The sequence below is a fragment of the Pseudoalteromonas sp. P1-16-1b genome (assembly GCF_001401785.1).
Classification (GTDB): Bacteria; Pseudomonadota; Gammaproteobacteria; order Enterobacterales; family Alteromonadaceae; genus Pseudoalteromonas; species Pseudoalteromonas undina.
This window is the reverse complement of record NZ_LKGQ01000023.1, coordinates 26,146-42,605: the sequence shown is the minus strand read 5'-3', so window position 1 is coordinate 42,605 and position 16,460 is coordinate 26,146. Positions and strand designations below refer to the sequence as shown.

Genomic DNA, 16,460 nt, shown 5'->3' with positions numbered 1-16,460 from the left:
TTACTTTTTAGGTACGTTTTATTTTTATGGTTTGATAATTACCTATGCCCAAGCTTGGAAAGCTAATGTAATAGGTTCTCTTTTAGGGCGAAATAAGCTTAATTTTTTACTATTAATGTAGGTAGTTTATCTGTTGTTTGTTGTGATTATAGGTTTAGCCCATCTGCCTTAAACACATTTTTAAACATGAATGGAGGCTAATATTAGTGCAATTTAGCTGTATCTTTTAGCCTGTTTGGTTTTTAAAGTGAGTTATTAAAATACATTTTGGCGAGTCGATATTAAAAATAGTAGGGCATTAAAAAGGGCACCTAGGTGCCCTTAATGATTAAATTATTAGTTCAACTATTTACCGATACAGAACGAGCTGAAAATTTTGCCAAGCAAATCATCAGAAGTAAATTCACCAGTTATTTCGTTAAGATACTGCTGTGTTAAACGCAGTTCTTCAGCGAGGATTTCACCGGCCACGTGCATCTCTAATTGTGTTTTACCGGTATCTAAGTGATAGGCTGCGTGTTCCAGTGCATCTAAGTGACGACGGCGTGCCATAAACCCGCCCTCTGTGGCACCATCAAAACCAATGCAGGCTTTTAAGTGCTCACGCACTAGTTCTATACCGTCAGCATTTTTAGCGCTTAAACTGATGACCGGATATTGTTGCTCTTGATCCATACCAACCGTATCACCCGATAAATCGGCTTTATTCCTGATCACGGTTACGCCCATACCTTGGGGTAATTTAGCCATAAATTCAGGCCAAATAGCATGTGGATCGGTATCAGTTGTATCGGTACCATCAAGCATAAATAATACCCGATCGGCTTGGTTTATTTCATCCCAGGCACGTTCAATACCTATTTGCTCAACTTTATCTGGGCTTTCTCGTAAGCCTGCGGTGTCGATTATATGCAGTGGCATACCATCTATATGTATATGCTCACGTAATACGTCACGAGTGGTGCCAGCTATTTCAGTTACGATGGCCGCTTCTCGCCCTGCTAATGCATTAAGTAAGCTTGATTTACCTGCATTAGGGCGACCAGCAATTACGACGCGCATACCTTCGCGCATTATGCTGCCTTGTTTGGCTTGATTGGTTACGGCATTAAGCTGCTCAATAATGGCATTTAAATCACCGCCCACTTTTCCGTCTGATAAAAAATCGATTTCTTCATCAGGAAAATCAATAGCGGCTTCTACGTACATCCGCAAGTGAATGACTTTTTCAACTAAGGTTTCTATGTGCTTAGAGAATTGGCCTTGAAGTGACTGTAGGGCGCTTTTAGCCGCTTGCTCACTGGTTGCATTAATTAAGTCGGCGATTGCTTCTGCTTGAGTTAAATCAAGCTTGTCGTTCATAAACGCACGCTCAGAGAATTCACCAGGCTTTGCTAAACGTACACCGTCTATTTTACTAATTTCTTTAAGTAGCATATCAAGCACAACAGGGCCGCCATGGCCTTGAAGTTCGAGTACATCTTCACCGGTAAATGAGTGTGGGCCGGCAAAGTAAATCGCAATACCTTGGTCAAGTTGCTGACCTGCAAGGGTGTTAAATGGCACATAGTCGGCATAGCGAACTTTAGGGACTTTGCCTATTATTTTTTCAGCAACCTGTTTGGCTAGGGTTCCTGAAACGCGAATAATACCAACACCGCCTCGACCTGGGGCAGTGGCTTGTGCTGCAATTGTATCGTGATTGATCATGCGGTTTATTTGCCAACTTAAATAACGTAATGGCGGTATTGTAACCTATCAAATAGGCACTCGCGAATGCTGTTATAAAAAATAGGCAATAAAAAAGGCGACCTAAGTCGCCTTTATATAAGTAGGGAGGATTAATCGCCCCTTACTTTAATACCTTTCTTTTCCATGCCACGGTAGATGATTAACATCTGGACAATAGAGATAAGGTTAGACACTAACCAGTAAAGTACTAAACCAGATGGGAACCATAAGAAGAACACAGAGAAGATAACCGGCATAAAGGTCATCATTTTTTGCTGCATTGGATCGGTAACCGTCATAGGTTGTAGTTTTTGCGTTACAAACATACTCGCACCAAATAAGATTGGTAATACGTAGTATGGGTCTTTCGCAGAAAGGTCAGTTAGCCAAAGTACAAATTCAGCGTGACGAAGTTCTGTAGACTCTAAGAATACATAGAACAAGGCTAAGAAGATTGGCATTTGCAGTAAAATAGGGAAACAGCCACCCATAGGGTTTACTTTTTCTTTACGGTACATTTCCATCGTCGCTTGGCCGAATTTTTGACGATCATCGCCATACTTTTCTTTTAGCGCCTTCATCTTAGGCTGTAATGCACGCATTTTAGCCATTGAGGTGTACTGTGCTTTAGTCAGTGGGTACATTAATGATTTAACAATAATAGTGATGGCAATAATTGCTACACCCCAGTTACCTAAAATACTGTGTAACCATTTTAATAGCACAAATAAAGGTTGAGAAATAAACCATAACCAACCGTAATCAACGGTTAAGTCTAAGTCAGTGTGAATCGCTTCAAGTTTATCTGACTCTTTAGGGCCCATGTAATAAGTCGCAGTAAGTACTTGCTCACTACCAGCTTGAACATTTACCGCTTCGTCTTTAACACCAATAATAGCCGCGTTACTTTTAGTAATTAAACTATAAAGTGTATTTGCTTGATCTTGCATTGGTACCCAAGCACTTACAAAGTAATGCTGTATAAAGGCAACATAACCACCTTGGGTGTTTATGTTTAGGTTTTTATCGGCCATATCTGAAAAACTATACTTTTCGTATGGTTCTTCATCAGTACCGTATGCAGCCCCTAAATAGTTTTGATCAACCATGCTGCCTTTTTCTTGTACGGTACGCTTTATTTGTGTGTAAAGCTGAACTTGTACTGGCGAGCTAGTGGTGTTGTTAACTTTATATTCTAAGCCAACATCATATTGACCCTTTTTGAATACATAGGTTTTAGTGAAACTTACACCGTTACTATCAGTAAACTGAAGAGGAACACGAAGTTCATCACCCGTTAAAGTATAAGAAGTTTGTTCTGATTGGTAAGTAGGACGACCATTCGCTGATGCATCTGGGCCATTTAAACCAATTAAACCACTTTGTGAAAAGTATTGTTTACCATCAAACTCACCAAGTAGCATGTAAGGAACATCACTGCCTTTGGTTTCTTTATAATCAATTAAGTCTGTTTCAACAATGTCACCACCTTTGGTGTCAATTTTTACCTTAAACACGTCTGTTGTAATATTTATAACAGCGCGTTTAGCTAAAGTTGTTGAAGCAGGTAAACCTGAGTCTGATGAAGCTGGAACATAATCATCTGATTCCGGTGAGTTTGCTTTTAGTGTTTGTGTAGTGGCACTAGGATCGGCTTTTGGCGTGTTGTAGTCATTATTCCATTCTTGAAATAATAAAAACGACACTAGCATTAGGCCGATGAATAAAAACGTGCGTTGCGATTCCATAACAGCTCTTATTTCTCGTGTTGGTGGTTAATACGGGTTAATTTTTCAGGAACGGGGTCGTCTCCGCCTGAATGTAAAGGATGGCATTTTAATATGCGTTTAACAGCTAACCAACACCCTTTTACCGATCCATGCAAATTAATTGCTTGAATAGCGTAACTAGAGCACGTTGGATTAAAACGACAATGCGGACCTAATAGCGGGCTAATCCACTTTTGATAACCGCGGATAAATAAAACTAAACAACGTGTTGGTAAAGCAGCAAGTGGTTTAAGTAACCTCATGTTGTACATGCCCCTACGTTATGTTTAGTGAATAGATACCATGTATTTAAAGACTCACTATGAGATTTTAAACGCATGATTAAAAGGTGAGCTAAAGATACCTTAATTAACCCTGTAATTCTATTGCTATTGGGTTTGTTTAGTCGATTTAGCTGATTTGTTTGGGCGTTTTTTAAATGGTGGCGGTTTAGGGGCACCAGGTTTGCAGCGTTCATTAATCTTACGCCACAGCTTTGTAAGTTGTTTGGTTAATTCTTCATTAGACTGTTCATCAATGCCACTTTTAACCATCAACACAATATCAATATTATCGAGTGTGTGTTGATTTAAACGAAAACTTTCGCGAGCAAGACGTTTAATACGGTTTCGTTGACATGCCTTTTTTACACGTTTTTTAGCAACAGTAAGGCCTAACCTAGGTTTTGACTGGTCACTTGGTTTTGCTAATAAGGTAAAGAAAGGAGTTGCAGCCCGAGCGGGTTCGTTAAATATGCGAGAGTAATGCGAGGGAGTTAACAGACGTAACTCCCTGCCAAAGCTAAAGTCTTCCACTTATAAATTAAGCAGAAAGAACTTTGCGGCCTTTAGCACGGCGACGAGCTAATACTTTACGGCCATTTACAGTTGCCATACGAGCACGGAAACCGTGTGTACGTTTGCGTTTTAAAACGCTAGGTTGAAAAGTTCTTTTCATAACAATCTCATCCGATCGGTTAAAGTTAAAACATCCTATGCAGGTCGCGATCCTGGCACAGGTGCCATTGCGAGCGCGAGATATTATAGATGAAGTGACGAAAAGTCAATCATAATAGAGTGCGTAAAGCATGTTTATTTATGATCAATTTTCATGATCCGATAGGATCATCATAAATAAGAAGTTTTCCACAGCCCCTGTATAAAAAGTGAATAAAAGCATGGGAAAAGTAAATTAGATCGTAAATTGTGGTCGCGATCTGCTGTCAGTTTTGTTATGATCTCTAATCAAGCTTTAAAATAAAAAGCTATTTAAATCAGTCTGTTATTATATTTATACATCGATATCAACAATTTTACAAAAATCAATCTTTTACTTGTGGATAAAGTGCATTCATAATAGTCGGTCTTGGGCTGCTTATTGAGCCATTTAAACGCAATACAGGTGTGATTTTTGAATCATTATTGATGTGCGGGAATAAAAATTATATCTCTGGGAGTTTTACTGTGTATCTGTCGGTTTGGCAAAGTTGTTTATATGTATTGCAAGATGAATTGCCTTCGCAGCAATTCAGTATGTGGGTCAGACCACTTCAAGCAGAAAGTACCGAAGATACCTTGACGATTTATGCGCCTAATCGTTTCGTACTTGATTGGGTGAGAGAGAAGTACTTAAATAGAATAAATGAATTATTGGTAGAAATTTGTGGTGTAGAAGCACCCGAGTTACGCTTTGATGTAGGTAGTAAGCCGCTATTAAATGCACAAGCTGCACCGGTGGTTGAAACACAATCAGCCCCAAGCACGCAATCAACGGCAAAACAACCACCTCGAGAACAAAAACCGGTTGTAGAACCTGCTCCTAAATCTGGTTATAAATCAAACATTAAAGAAAACTATACCTTTGATAGCTTTGTTGAGGGTAAATCTAACCAATTAGCAAAAGCGGCTGCCACTCAGGTAGCAGACAACCCTGGCTCTGCATTTAACCCTGTATTTATTTACGGTGGTACAGGCTTAGGTAAGACGCATTTATTACATGCGGTAGGCAACGGTATTATGGCCAATAAGCCCGATGCTAAAATTGTTTACATGCATTCAGAACGTTTCGTTCAAGACATGGTTAAAGCACTGCAAAATAATGCGATTGAAGAGTTTAAGCGTTATTACCGTAGTGTTGATGCATTAATGATTGATGACATTCAATTTTTTGCTAATAAAGAACGTTCTCAAGAAGAATTCTTTCATACCTTTAATGCATTATTAGAAGGTAACCAACAAATTATTTTAACCTCTGACCGTTACCCTAAAGAGATTGAAGGGGTTGAAGATCGCCTTAAATCTCGTTTTGGTTGGGGATTAACCATCGCGATTGAGCCGCCAGAGCTTGAAACACGCGTTGCTATTTTGATGAAAAAAGCCCAGCAAAGTAAAATTAACTTACCGCATGAAGTGGCATTTTTTATTGCGAAAAAATTACGTTCAAACGTACGTGAACTTGAAGGGGCATTAAACCGTGTAATTGCTAACGCAAACTTTACCGGTCGCCCAATTTCTATCGACTTTGTAAAAGAAGCACTGCGTGATTTATTAGCGCTGCAAGACAAACTAGTCACCATCGACAACATTCAACGTACGGTTGCTGAATACTATAGAATACGTGTATCTGATTTACTGTCTAAGCGCCGTAGCCGCTCTATAGCAAGGCCTCGCCAAGTAGCCATGGCATTATCTAAAGAACTCACTAATCACAGCTTACCTGAGATTGGGGATGCTTTTGGTGGGCGTGACCATACAACAGTACTGCACGCGTGTCGCAAAGTTAAATCATTACGTGACGAAAGCCACGAGATTAAAGAAGATTACCAAAACTTAATAAGAACATTGTCATCTTAGGGCTGACTTTATTATGCAAATAACAATATCAAGAGAACAATTTTTAAAACCATTGGTACAAGTATCGGGTGCCATTGAGCGCAAGCATACGTTACCTATTTTATCTAACGTATTGCTCGTGGTAGAAAATGGCCAGCTTTCAATGACAGGAACAGACCTTGAAATTGAGTTAGTGGCGAGTGTATTTGTAGGTGACGATGTTGCCGATACTAAACTCACATTACCGGCTAAAAAATTACTCGATATTTGTAAAAGTTTACCGGATGGTTCTGATCTTACTTTAAGCTTGCAAGACCATCAGTTACTTTTAACCAGTGGGAAAAGTCGTTTTTCATTGACCACTTTAGCTGCTGAAGATTTTCCTAATTTAGAGCAGTGGGATGGTGAAGTTGAGTTTCAACTAACGCGTTTAGAATTACGTAAATTACTTGAAAGCACACACTTCTCAATGGCAAACCAAGATGTGCGTTATTACTTAAACGGCATGTCGTTTGAAGTTGATAACAGCGATATAAAAACAGTTGCCACTGATGGGCATCGTTTAGCTATTGCACAAAAACAACTAGGTCAGTCGTTAAATACACAGCGCCAATTAATTATACCGCGCAAAGGCGTACAAGAAATTATGCGTCTAATGGTTGCTGATCAAGAGCTGGTAACTATTCAGTTTGGTGCCAACCACATTCGTATTATTGATATTGAATTTACCTTTACGAGTAAATTAGTTGATGGTCGATTCCCTGATTACCGTCGTGTTTTACCGCGCGGTGGCGATAAGGTAATTACCGCGAATCGTGAATGGCTTCGTAATGCTTTTCAGCGTGTGTCGATTTTATCGAACGAAAAGTTTCGTGGTGTACGCTTAAATTTATCAAGCGGTTTATTAAAAATTACAGCCAACAACCCAGAGCAAGAGCAAGCTGAAGAAGTGGTTGAAGTAATGTACGAGGGTGATGACCTAGAAATAGGCTTTAATGTCTCTTATGTATTAGATGTATTAAATACATTAAAAACCGAAGATGTATTATTTACCCTTGCCGATTCAAACAGTAGTGCACTTATAGAAGGTGCCGGCGATGAAGAAGCTATGTACGTTGTTATGCCAATGCGTTTATAAGATTATAAATACATAATGAGCTTAAGTCATTTGAGCCTCAAATATTTTCGTAATATTGAGGCACTGACGCTAGAACCAGTTAACGGCGTTAATATAATTTATGGTGAAAACGGCAGCGGAAAAACCAGCCTTTTAGAGGCTATTTATTACCTTTCTCACGGCAAATCTTTCCGAACCTCTAAACATAAAAGCATCATCGCTCATCAACAAGATCAGTTTGTTATTCATGGCCGAAAAGCGTTACACGATTTATCTATTCCAATAGGGATAAGTAAAACCCAAACGGGTGAAACCAATTTAAAAATACAGGGTAAGGCGAGTCGAAAAGTATCTGAACTTGCTCAACTTATGCCAGTGCAAGTTATTACACCAGAAAGCTATTCATTATTTTTTGGTGGCCCTAAAGAGCGCAGAAAATTTTTAGACTTAGGTTTGTTCCACGTGGAACATGAGTTTTTTTTCTTATGGCAATCATTTAATAAAGTGCTAAAACAGCGCAATGCATTGTTGAAATCTAAGCCTAAGAATTATTTTGACCAAATCAAGTTTTGGGACAAAGAATTTGTTAGACTGGCTGAACAAATAAATAAATTAAGAATCGCGTATATAACTAGGTTTAAGCAGCAGTTTTTTGATAAAATGTGTGCAGAATTAACGCTAATACGCGATCTAGAAATTAGCTTTAATGCAGGCTGGAAAGAGGCCGAATCTCTTTCTGATGCGTTAGAGCAAAGCTTTGAGCGAGATGCTCGTCAAGGCTTTACTAGTAAAGGCCCTCATAAGGCTGATTTTAGTTTTAGTGTCGCTGGCAGCAGCGTTGAGAATGTATTCTCACGCGGGCAATTAAAGCTATTGTTGTATGCGTTAAAAGTAACGCAAAATAGTTTGATTGAGTCAGAGACAGATAAGCAATCTATATTGCTAATAGATGATTTACCTTCAGAGCTAAGCGAAGATACAAAAGAGAAAGTGGGTCAGTTATTGACTCATTGCAGTTCTCAAATATTTATTTCTTCAATTTTATCTGAAAGTATTTCTGCTGTGGTGGAACCCATGAAACGAGAACTAAAAATGTTCCACGTGAAACATGGCAACCTAATAACAAGATAAGTGGGATTAACCATGTCTGAGAATTATGATTCGTCGAGTATTAAAGTACTTAAAGGATTAGATGCAGTAAGAAAGCGTCCTGGTATGTATATAGGGGACACCGATGATGGTACGGGCTTACACCACATGGTGTTTGAGGTCGTTGATAACTCTATCGATGAGGCCTTAGCCGGTCACTGTGATGATATATTTGTCACAATTCACTTAGACGGTTCGGTATCTGTAAGAGATAACGGCCGTGGTATTCCTACTTCTATACATGAAGAAGAAGGTGTATCTGCAGCTGAAGTTATTATGACGGTATTACACGCTGGTGGTAAGTTTGATGATAACTCTTATAAAGTATCAGGTGGCTTACACGGTGTTGGTGTATCGGTAGTAAATGCATTATCAGAAAAGTTAAAACTAACTATTCGTCGTGAAGGTAAACTTTACGAGCAGTTTTACACTATGGGTGTTCCAGATGCACCACTTGCAGCTATTGGTGATTCTGAAACAACCGGTACTGAGTTACGTTTTTGGCCAAGTGCAGAAACGTTTACTAACCTAGATTTCCATTACGATATTTTAGCTAAGCGTTTACGCGAGTTATCGTTTTTGAACTCAGGTGTGAGCATCATTTTAAATGATGAGCGCGAAGAAAATAAGAGTGACCATTTTAAATACGAAGGTGGTATTAGAGCATTCGTTGAATACTTAAACCGCAATAAAACACCAGTACATAAAGGGGTGTTCCATTTTACTCACGAGCGTGAAGAAGATGGTATAAGTGTAGAAGTATCAATGCAATGGAATGATGCATTCCAAGAAAACATTTACTGTTTTACTAATAACATTCCACAACGTGATGGTGGTACGCACTTAGCCGGTTTTAGATCTGCGCTAACACGTACGCTTAATAACTACATGGAAAAAGAAGGCTTTAACAAAAAGGCTAAAACAACCAGCAACGCAACGGGTGATGATGCTCGTGAAGGCTTAACGGCTGTTGTTAGTGTTAAAGTTCCTGACCCAAAATTCTCATCACAGACAAAAGACAAACTAGTATCTAGTGAAGTTAAGTCTGCCGTTGAGCAAGCAATGGCTGAAAAATTCACTGAGTTTTTATTAGAAAACCCAATGGATGCAAAAATTGTTGTTGGCAAAATTATTGATGCAGCACGCGCGCGTGAAGCAGCCCGTAAAGCACGTGAAATGACCCGCCGTAAAGGTGCTATGGATTTAGCTGGTTTACCGGGTAAACTAGCGGATTGCCAAGAAAAAGATCCAGCCCAATCTGAACTATATATAGTGGAGGGTGACTCAGCAGGCGGTTCAGCCAAGCAGGGTCGTAACCGTAAGAATCAAGCGATTCTTCCGCTTAAAGGTAAAATCTTAAACGTAGAAAAAGCACGTTTTGATAAAATGCTTTCTTCACAAGAAGTGGCAACGCTAATTACTGCACTAGGTTGTGGTATTGGCCGTGACGAATATAACCCTGAAAAATTACGTTATCATCGCATCATTATCATGACCGATGCCGACGTGGATGGTTCTCACATTCGTACTTTGCTACTAACATTCTTCTATCGTCAAATGCCGGAAATTGTTGAACGTGGTTATATTTATATTGCTCAGCCTCCACTTTATAAAGTGAAAAAAGGCAAGCAAGAGCGTTATATTAAAGATGATCCAGCATTAGTTGATTACCTTACATCTTTAGCGCTAAGCAATGCAGCACTGTACACTAGTGATAGTGCTGAAGCGGTTGATGGTGAAGCATTAGAGTCAATTGTTCACGATTATCAAAACACGGTTAAAGTTATCGAGCGCTTAAAGCGTAAGTATCCGAACACAGTTATGAACCGTTTGATTTACCAAAGTGAGCTGAAAAAAGAAGACCTTTCAGACGAAGCTAAGGTAATTGCTTGGACTAAAGAGCTGGTTGATGACTTAATTGAACGTGACGAAGATGCAACTATTTTCCATGCGGGAACTGAGCACGATACAGAGCGTAACTTGTATTATCCAGTTGTGAATATTCGTCAGCATGGTGTGGATAAAGCACATGTACTTCATTATGACTTTATTACATCAAGAGACTACCAACGCATTGCTGTAACAGGTAAAAACATTGCTAATATCATCACAGAGGGTGCATATATCCAACGTGGTGAGAAAACAAAACCTGTTGATAACTTTGTGGATGCATTGGAATGGTTGATCGCAGAGTCTAAGCGCGGGATCTACATTCAACGCTATAAAGGACTGGGTGAAATGAATCCAAATCAGCTTTGGGAAACCACCATGGATCCTAGCGCACGCCGTATGTTGCAAGTAACAATTGAAGATGCTGTTGCAGCGGATCAATTATTTGCCACTTTAATGGGCGATCAAGTTGAGCCGCGTCGTGAGTTTATTGAAACGAACGCACTGCGTGTGGTTAACTTAGACGTATAAAACATTATCGTAATCACAAAAAAGGAGCCTTAGGCTCCTTTTTTATTTTTTCAAACGCACAAACTGCTTAAAACCTGAGTGTGCACAAGGTATACTGAAGGTAATTTTCACGCTACTTCTCAGATAGTAAAAAGCCAAATATGCAAAAATATGACGTTAAAACCTTTCAAGGTTTGATCCTGGCTTTACAGGATTATTGGGCACAGCAAGGCTGTGTCATTATTCAACCACTTGACATGGAAGTGGGCGCAGGGACATTTCACCCGCAAACATTTTTAAAATCAATTGGCCCAGAGCCAATGTCGAGCGCATACGTTCAACCGTGTCGTCGTCCTACCGATGGCCGTTACGGTGAGAACCCAAACCGCTTACAACATTACTACCAATTCCAAGTTGTGTTAAAACCATCTCCAGACAATATTCAAGAGCTTTACTTAGGTTCTTTAGCTGCTGTAGGTATTGATACCCTAACTGACGAAGTTCGCTTTGTAGAAGATAACTGGGAATCACCTACATTAGGTGCGTGGGGCCTAGGTTGGGAAATTTGGTTAAATGGCATGGAGGTAACGCAGTTTACCTACTTCCAGCAAGTGGGCGGTTTAGAATGCTCACCGGTAACGGGCGAGATTACTTACGGCCTAGAGCGTTTAGCAATGTACATTCAAGGCGTAGATAGCATTTACGACCTAGTATGGGCTGACGGTCCATTTGGGCGCGTAACTTACGGTGATGTGTTCCATCAAAATGAAGTTGAGCAATCAACTTATAACTTTGAACATGCAAACGTAGCCGACTTATTTGAACAGTTTGATAAATGTGAAGCTGAGAGCCAAAAGCTAATTGAAGCAAGCCTACCATTACCAGCCTACGAGCAAGTAATGAAAGCATCGCACGCATTTAACTTATTAGACGCACGTCATGCTATTTCAGTAACTGAGCGTCAACGTTATATTTTACGCGTTCGTGCGTTATCAAAAGCGTGTGCACAAAGTTATTACGATGCACGTGAAGCACTTGGTTTCCCGCTGTGTAAGGATAAGTAAGCATGTCAGCAGAAAATTTATTAGTAGAAATTGGCACCGAAGAGTTGCCACCAAAAGCACTTCGTAAATTAGCCGAAGCCTTTGCTGCAAACTTAACAGCAGAATTAGAAAGTCTAGAACTAGGTCACCAAGGTGTGAACTGGTATGCATCGCCACGTCGTTTAGGTTTACAAGTAAAAGCACTTGAAGCTAAACAACAAGACAAAGAAGTTGAAAAACGTGGCCCTGCAACTAAAGCCGCTTTTGATGCTGAGGGTGACCCAACTAAAGCAGCCATGGGTTGGGCTCGTGGTTGTGGTATTGAAGTAAAAGATGCGCAAACACTAGAAACAGATAAGGGCGCATGGTTATTGCACATTGCTAAAGTAGCAGGGCAAGAAACCAAAACGTTAATGACCGACGCTATAAGCAAAGCGCTCGCTAAACTACCTATCCCTAAACCAATGCGTTGGGGTGCGAATAAAACACAATTTATTCGTCCTGTGCATACGGTAACTATTTTATTCGGTAGTGAATTGGTTGAGGGTGAAATTCTTGGTAAGCAAGTGAGTAATCAACTGCAAGGCCATCGTTTTCATCACCCTGAAAAAATTAGCATTGGTCATGCTGATGATGTGTTTGATGTACTTAAATCAGCTTACGTTGTTGCTGACTACGAACAGCGTAAAGCACAGATTCGCGCGCAAATAGAAGATGCAGCCAAAGCAGTTAATGCCGTTGTTGCTATGGATGAAGACTTACTTGAAGAAGTTACTTCATTGGTAGAATGGCCAGTAACGCTAACAGCCACATTTGAAGAAGCATTTTTAGATGTACCTGCTGAAGCGCTTATTTACACCATGAAAGACGATCAGAAATACTTTCCGTTATTAGATCAAGACGGCAAACTTTTAAATAAGTTTTTGTTTGTCTCTAACATCGAAAGTAAAGATCCTAGTGTAGTTATTTCTGGTAACGAAAAAGTAGTGCGCCCGCGTTTAGCCGATGCGCAGTTCTTCTTTGAAACAGATAAAAAGAAAACATTAGAAAGCCGTTTAGAATCTCTTGATAGTGTATTGTTCCAAAAACAACTTGGTACGCTTAAAGACAAGTCACAGCGTATTAGTGAACTAGCTGGTTACATTGCCGAGCAACTTGGTGCCGACAAAGAGCTAGCAGCGCGTGCAGGCTTATTAAGTAAAACAGACTTAATGACCGAAATGGTAATGGAATTTACCGACGTACAAGGTGTAATGGGAATGCATTACGCGCGTCACGATGGTGAAGCAGAAGAAGTTGCAGTGGCACAAAACGAACAATACATGCCACGTTTTGCCGGTGATAACTTACCAACTAATGTGATCAGTTGTGCAGTCGCCATTGCCGATAAGTTTGATACGCTGGTGGGTATTTTTGGCATAGGCCAAGCACCAAAAGGTGATAAAGACCCATTTGCACTTCGTCGTGCTGCTATTGGTGCATTACGTATCATGGTAGAAAAACAGCTACCGCTTGATATTTTAGACCTGGTTGCTAAATCACAAACCTTGTTTGGTGAAAAGCTGACTAACCTAAATGTATCAACGGATGTGTTTGACTTTATGCTAGGGCGCTTCCGTGCTTGGTATCAAGACGAAGGCATTGAAGTAGATGTGATTCAAGCCGTACTAGCGCGTCGTCCAACGAAGCCTGTTGACTTTGATCGCCGAGTTAAAGCCGTAAGTCATTTCCGTACATTAGACGCCGCAGAATCGCTTGCAGCGGCTAATAAGCGTGTAAGTAATATTCTGGCTAAGAATGACATTACAAGCCAAGGCAATGTCGATCAGAGCTTACTCAGTGATGATGCTGAAAAAGTATTGGCTTCGCAAGTTGCAAAATTTGCCACTGATTTAGCACCACTGTACAGCGATGGAAACTACCAAGAGGCATTGAGCCAATTAGCAGGCATTCGTGAGAGTGTTGATAACTTTTTTGACAATGTCATGGTAATGGCTGACGATGAAGCTGTTAAGCAAAACCGTCTTGCGCTTTTAAGCCAGCTTAGCGGGTTATTTTTAGAAATTGCAGATATTTCTGTATTACAAAAATAACAGCTTATAGCTATTTAAAAAGCCAGCATTATGCTGGCTTTTTAGTATTCACTGTATGCAAAGGATACAAATGATGATCTCTATAAAACGAATTTTAACGTTAGCAATGGCTGGTTTACTTACGGCCTGTACCAGCCAAATTTCGATTAACGACGTGTTGCCGCAGCAAGAATTGGATCGCAGTATTTATTTAAGAGGGGATTTCACATTATGGGATGCAGAACCTCAATATCAATTTAAACAAGTCGGCCCTGCGCTTTACCAAGCCCAAGTTAAATTTTCGACCCCAGGTAAAGTGTACGAGTTTAAAATAGCCGATGCAGATTTTAGTGAAGGTTTTAACTGTGGCTACAGCGATTCACAGCCATCAGGACAAAGCCTAACACTTGGCCAATCAACGCGCGCCGATTGTAATACCATTTATAATTACTTTAGCTACACACCCGCAATCAAAGGGTCGTACATAGTCAGCATTGATTTTAGTGACTACGATAAGCCGCAAGTAACGATAACTAAGAAGTAAGAGCAGTAAGCTATAAGCAGTCAGTCGTTAGCTTAAATATAAAATAAAAAACCGTGCTTGATTTAACAAACACGGTTTTTTAATTTTTAGCTGATAGCTGATAGCTGATAGCTGATAGCTGATAGCTGATAGCTGATAGCTGATTACAACCCTTTCTTCACCACATACCTATACGGTGATTCTTCAACTTCTTTAGCCACTAGCGTGTGATCCATAAAAGTACAAAAGCTGGGGATGTCGCGGGTGGTTGAAGGGTCGTCGGCAATAATAAGCAGTGTTTCACCTTCGCTCATTTTACGAATAGCAGCGCGTACCATCATCACAGGCTCTGGGCAGCGAAGGCCGATGGCATCTAATTGGTGATCGGGGTTATCAAAGCTCATAAAAAATTACCTGTAAAAATAGTCGCGGCTTGGTTAGGTCGGGTAGTTTAGCGTAAATAAAGCTGTTGGTTAACTATTTTACGTATAACAAAACAGCTCAACTTATTAATAGATAATCTGAAATAAGTTTAATGCACCCGATCACATTATTCATTTTAAACCTGCAAAAGCTGGTGGCATAAAAAAGGCGAACTAACTTGCGCTAGTTCGCCTTTTAATCACCAAGATGGTTTTACATGTTAAAAACTAATTAGTCTTGAACACGTTCAAATACAGTGGCAATGCCTTGGCCTAAACCAATACACATAGTTGCCAAACCGTATTTTGCGTTTTTGTCTTCCATTAAGTGAATAAGCGAGGTGCTAATACGTGAACCCGAACAACCCAGAGGGTGACCAAGTGCGATAGCGCCGCCGTTTAAATTCACTTTTTCGTCAACCACGTCTGCTAAACCTAGGTCTTTAAGTACAGGCAGTGATTGTGCTGCGAATGCTTCGTTAAGCTCAGCTACGTCAATGTCATCAATGGTAATACCGGCTTGTGCTAATGCTTTTTTACTTGCAGGTACTGGGCCGTAACCCATGATTGATGGATCGCAACCGGCAACAGCCATAGCGCGAATACGTGCACGAATTGGTAAGCCCAGTTCTTTTGCTTTTTCTTCGCTCATTACTAACATAGCTGATGCGCCGTCAGAAAGTGCAGAAGATGTACCCGCAGTAACAGAACCCGTAGCAGGGTTAAATACTGGACGTAGCTGCGATAAACCTTCAACTGTTGTTTCTGGACGAATTACTTCATCATCTTCAACAAGAATAAGTGAACCGTCAGCATCGTGACCTTCCATTGCTAAAATTTCGCGGCGGAAACGGCCTTCAACAGTCGCTGCATGAGCGCGTTGATGCGAGCGGTAAGCAAATTCATCTTGTTGCTCACGGCTAATACCGTGAATAGTAGCAAGGTACTCAGCGGTTAAACCCATAGAGCCAGATGCTTGTGCAATTGATGTAGCTAAGCCTGGGTGAAAGTCGTTACCGTGAGTCATAGGTACGTGACCCATGTGCTCAACGCCACCAATTAGGTATGTGTCGCCAGCGCCAGTCATAATTGCGCGAGCAGCGTCATGCAATGCTTGCATTGATGAGCCACATAAACGGTTAACTGTGGTTGCTGGCACTGAATGTGGAATGCCTGCAAGTAGAGATGCGTTACGTGCAACGTTAAAGCCTTGCTCTAATGTTTGCTGTACACAGCCCCAATAAATATCGTCAATTGACGCAGGGTCAACTGCCGGATTACGTTCTAATAAGCCTTTCATTAAATGAGCGCTTAAGTCTTCCGCACGTTTGTTTTTAAATACGCCGCCTTTTGAGCGACCCATTGGTGTGCGGATACAATCTACAATTACTGGATTATTCATG

At 40.4% G+C, this 16,460-nt stretch carries 14 protein-coding genes; 7 read left to right on the top strand and 7 right to left on the bottom strand.

What is annotated here, in order from left to right; genetic code table 11:
• Nucleotides 1-345: 345 nt before the first annotated feature.
• From mnmE to rpmH, 5 genes are all read right to left on the bottom strand, one after another.
• Complete coding sequence (gene mnmE / locus AN392_RS14905; RefSeq protein WP_055013152.1) at nt 346-1,710, bottom strand: tRNA uridine-5-carboxymethylaminomethyl(34) synthesis GTPase MnmE; 1,365 nt, start codon at nt 1,708-1,710, stop codon at nt 346-348.
• Between the two features lie 131 nt (nt 1,711-1,841).
• Nucleotides 1,842-3,479: a membrane protein insertase YidC gene (gene yidC, locus AN392_RS14900; RefSeq protein ID WP_055013151.1), complete on the bottom strand. Its 1,638-nt coding sequence runs from the start codon at nt 3,477-3,479 to the stop codon at nt 1,842-1,844.
• Nucleotides 3,480-3,487: 8 nt separating this feature from the next.
• Nucleotides 3,488-3,763 carry a membrane protein insertion efficiency factor YidD gene (gene yidD, locus AN392_RS14895; protein WP_008112973.1) on the bottom strand — a complete coding sequence of 92 codons (276 nt, stop codon included), beginning with the start codon at nt 3,761-3,763 and terminating at the stop codon, nt 3,488-3,490.
• Between the two features lie 126 nt (nt 3,764-3,889).
• Entirely contained in the window at nt 3,890-4,315 is a 426-nt protein-coding gene (gene rnpA, locus AN392_RS14890) for a ribonuclease P protein component (protein ID WP_008467046.1), read from the bottom strand.
• Nucleotides 4,316-4,322: 7 nt separating this feature from the next.
• Nucleotides 4,323-4,457 (bottom strand): 50S ribosomal protein L34, encoded by a 135-nt coding sequence (rpmH, locus tag AN392_RS14885; protein WP_008112968.1) that lies wholly within the window; start codon nt 4,455-4,457, stop codon nt 4,323-4,325.
• Between the two features lie 506 nt (nt 4,458-4,963).
• Here rpmH and dnaA point away from each other — a divergent pair.
• From dnaA to AN392_RS14850, 7 genes are all read left to right on the top strand, one after another.
• On the top strand, nt 4,964-6,352 hold the full coding sequence (gene dnaA / locus AN392_RS14880) for a chromosomal replication initiator protein DnaA (protein ID WP_010392708.1): 1,389 nt from the start codon (nt 4,964-4,966) through the stop codon (nt 6,350-6,352).
• 13 nt (nt 6,353-6,365) lie between these two features.
• Nucleotides 6,366-7,469, top strand: a complete 1,104-nt coding sequence (gene dnaN / locus AN392_RS14875; protein WP_055013150.1) for a DNA polymerase III subunit beta — start codon at nt 6,366-6,368, stop codon at nt 7,467-7,469.
• A 15-nt stretch (nt 7,470-7,484) separates the two neighbouring features.
• Nucleotides 7,485-8,579, top strand: coding sequence for a DNA replication/repair protein RecF (recF, locus tag AN392_RS14870; protein WP_055013149.1), 1,095 nt, complete (start codon nt 7,485-7,487; stop codon nt 8,577-8,579).
• Nucleotides 8,580-8,591: 12 nt separating this feature from the next.
• Nucleotides 8,592-11,018 (top strand): DNA topoisomerase (ATP-hydrolyzing) subunit B, encoded by a 2,427-nt coding sequence (gene gyrB / locus AN392_RS14865; protein ID WP_008112961.1) that lies wholly within the window; start codon nt 8,592-8,594, stop codon nt 11,016-11,018.
• A 140-nt stretch (nt 11,019-11,158) separates the two neighbouring features.
• Entirely contained in the window at nt 11,159-12,061 is a 903-nt protein-coding gene (gene glyQ, locus AN392_RS14860) for a glycine--tRNA ligase subunit alpha (protein WP_010392717.1), read from the top strand.
• A 2-nt stretch (nt 12,062-12,063) separates the two neighbouring features.
• A complete protein-coding gene (glyS, locus tag AN392_RS14855; RefSeq protein ID WP_055013148.1) occupies nt 12,064-14,133 on the top strand; it encodes a glycine--tRNA ligase subunit beta in 2,070 nt (689 codons plus the stop codon).
• Between the two features lie 73 nt (nt 14,134-14,206).
• Nucleotides 14,207-14,656 (top strand): hypothetical protein, encoded by a 450-nt coding sequence (locus AN392_RS14850; protein WP_055013147.1) that lies wholly within the window; start codon nt 14,207-14,209, stop codon nt 14,654-14,656.
• Between the two features lie 143 nt (nt 14,657-14,799).
• Here AN392_RS14850 and tusA read toward each other — a convergent pair whose 3' ends face one another.
• Together tusA and fadA are read right to left on the bottom strand one after the other, a co-directional pair.
• Nucleotides 14,800-15,039 (bottom strand): sulfurtransferase TusA, encoded by a 240-nt coding sequence (gene tusA / locus AN392_RS14845; protein ID WP_028834902.1) that lies wholly within the window; start codon nt 15,037-15,039, stop codon nt 14,800-14,802.
• Nucleotides 15,040-15,289: 250 nt separating this feature from the next.
• Nucleotides 15,290-16,459 carry an acetyl-CoA C-acyltransferase FadA gene (gene fadA / locus AN392_RS14840; RefSeq protein WP_010392722.1) on the bottom strand — a complete coding sequence of 390 codons (1,170 nt, stop codon included), beginning with the start codon at nt 16,457-16,459 and terminating at the stop codon, nt 15,290-15,292.
• Nucleotide 16,460 lies beyond the last annotated feature (1 nt).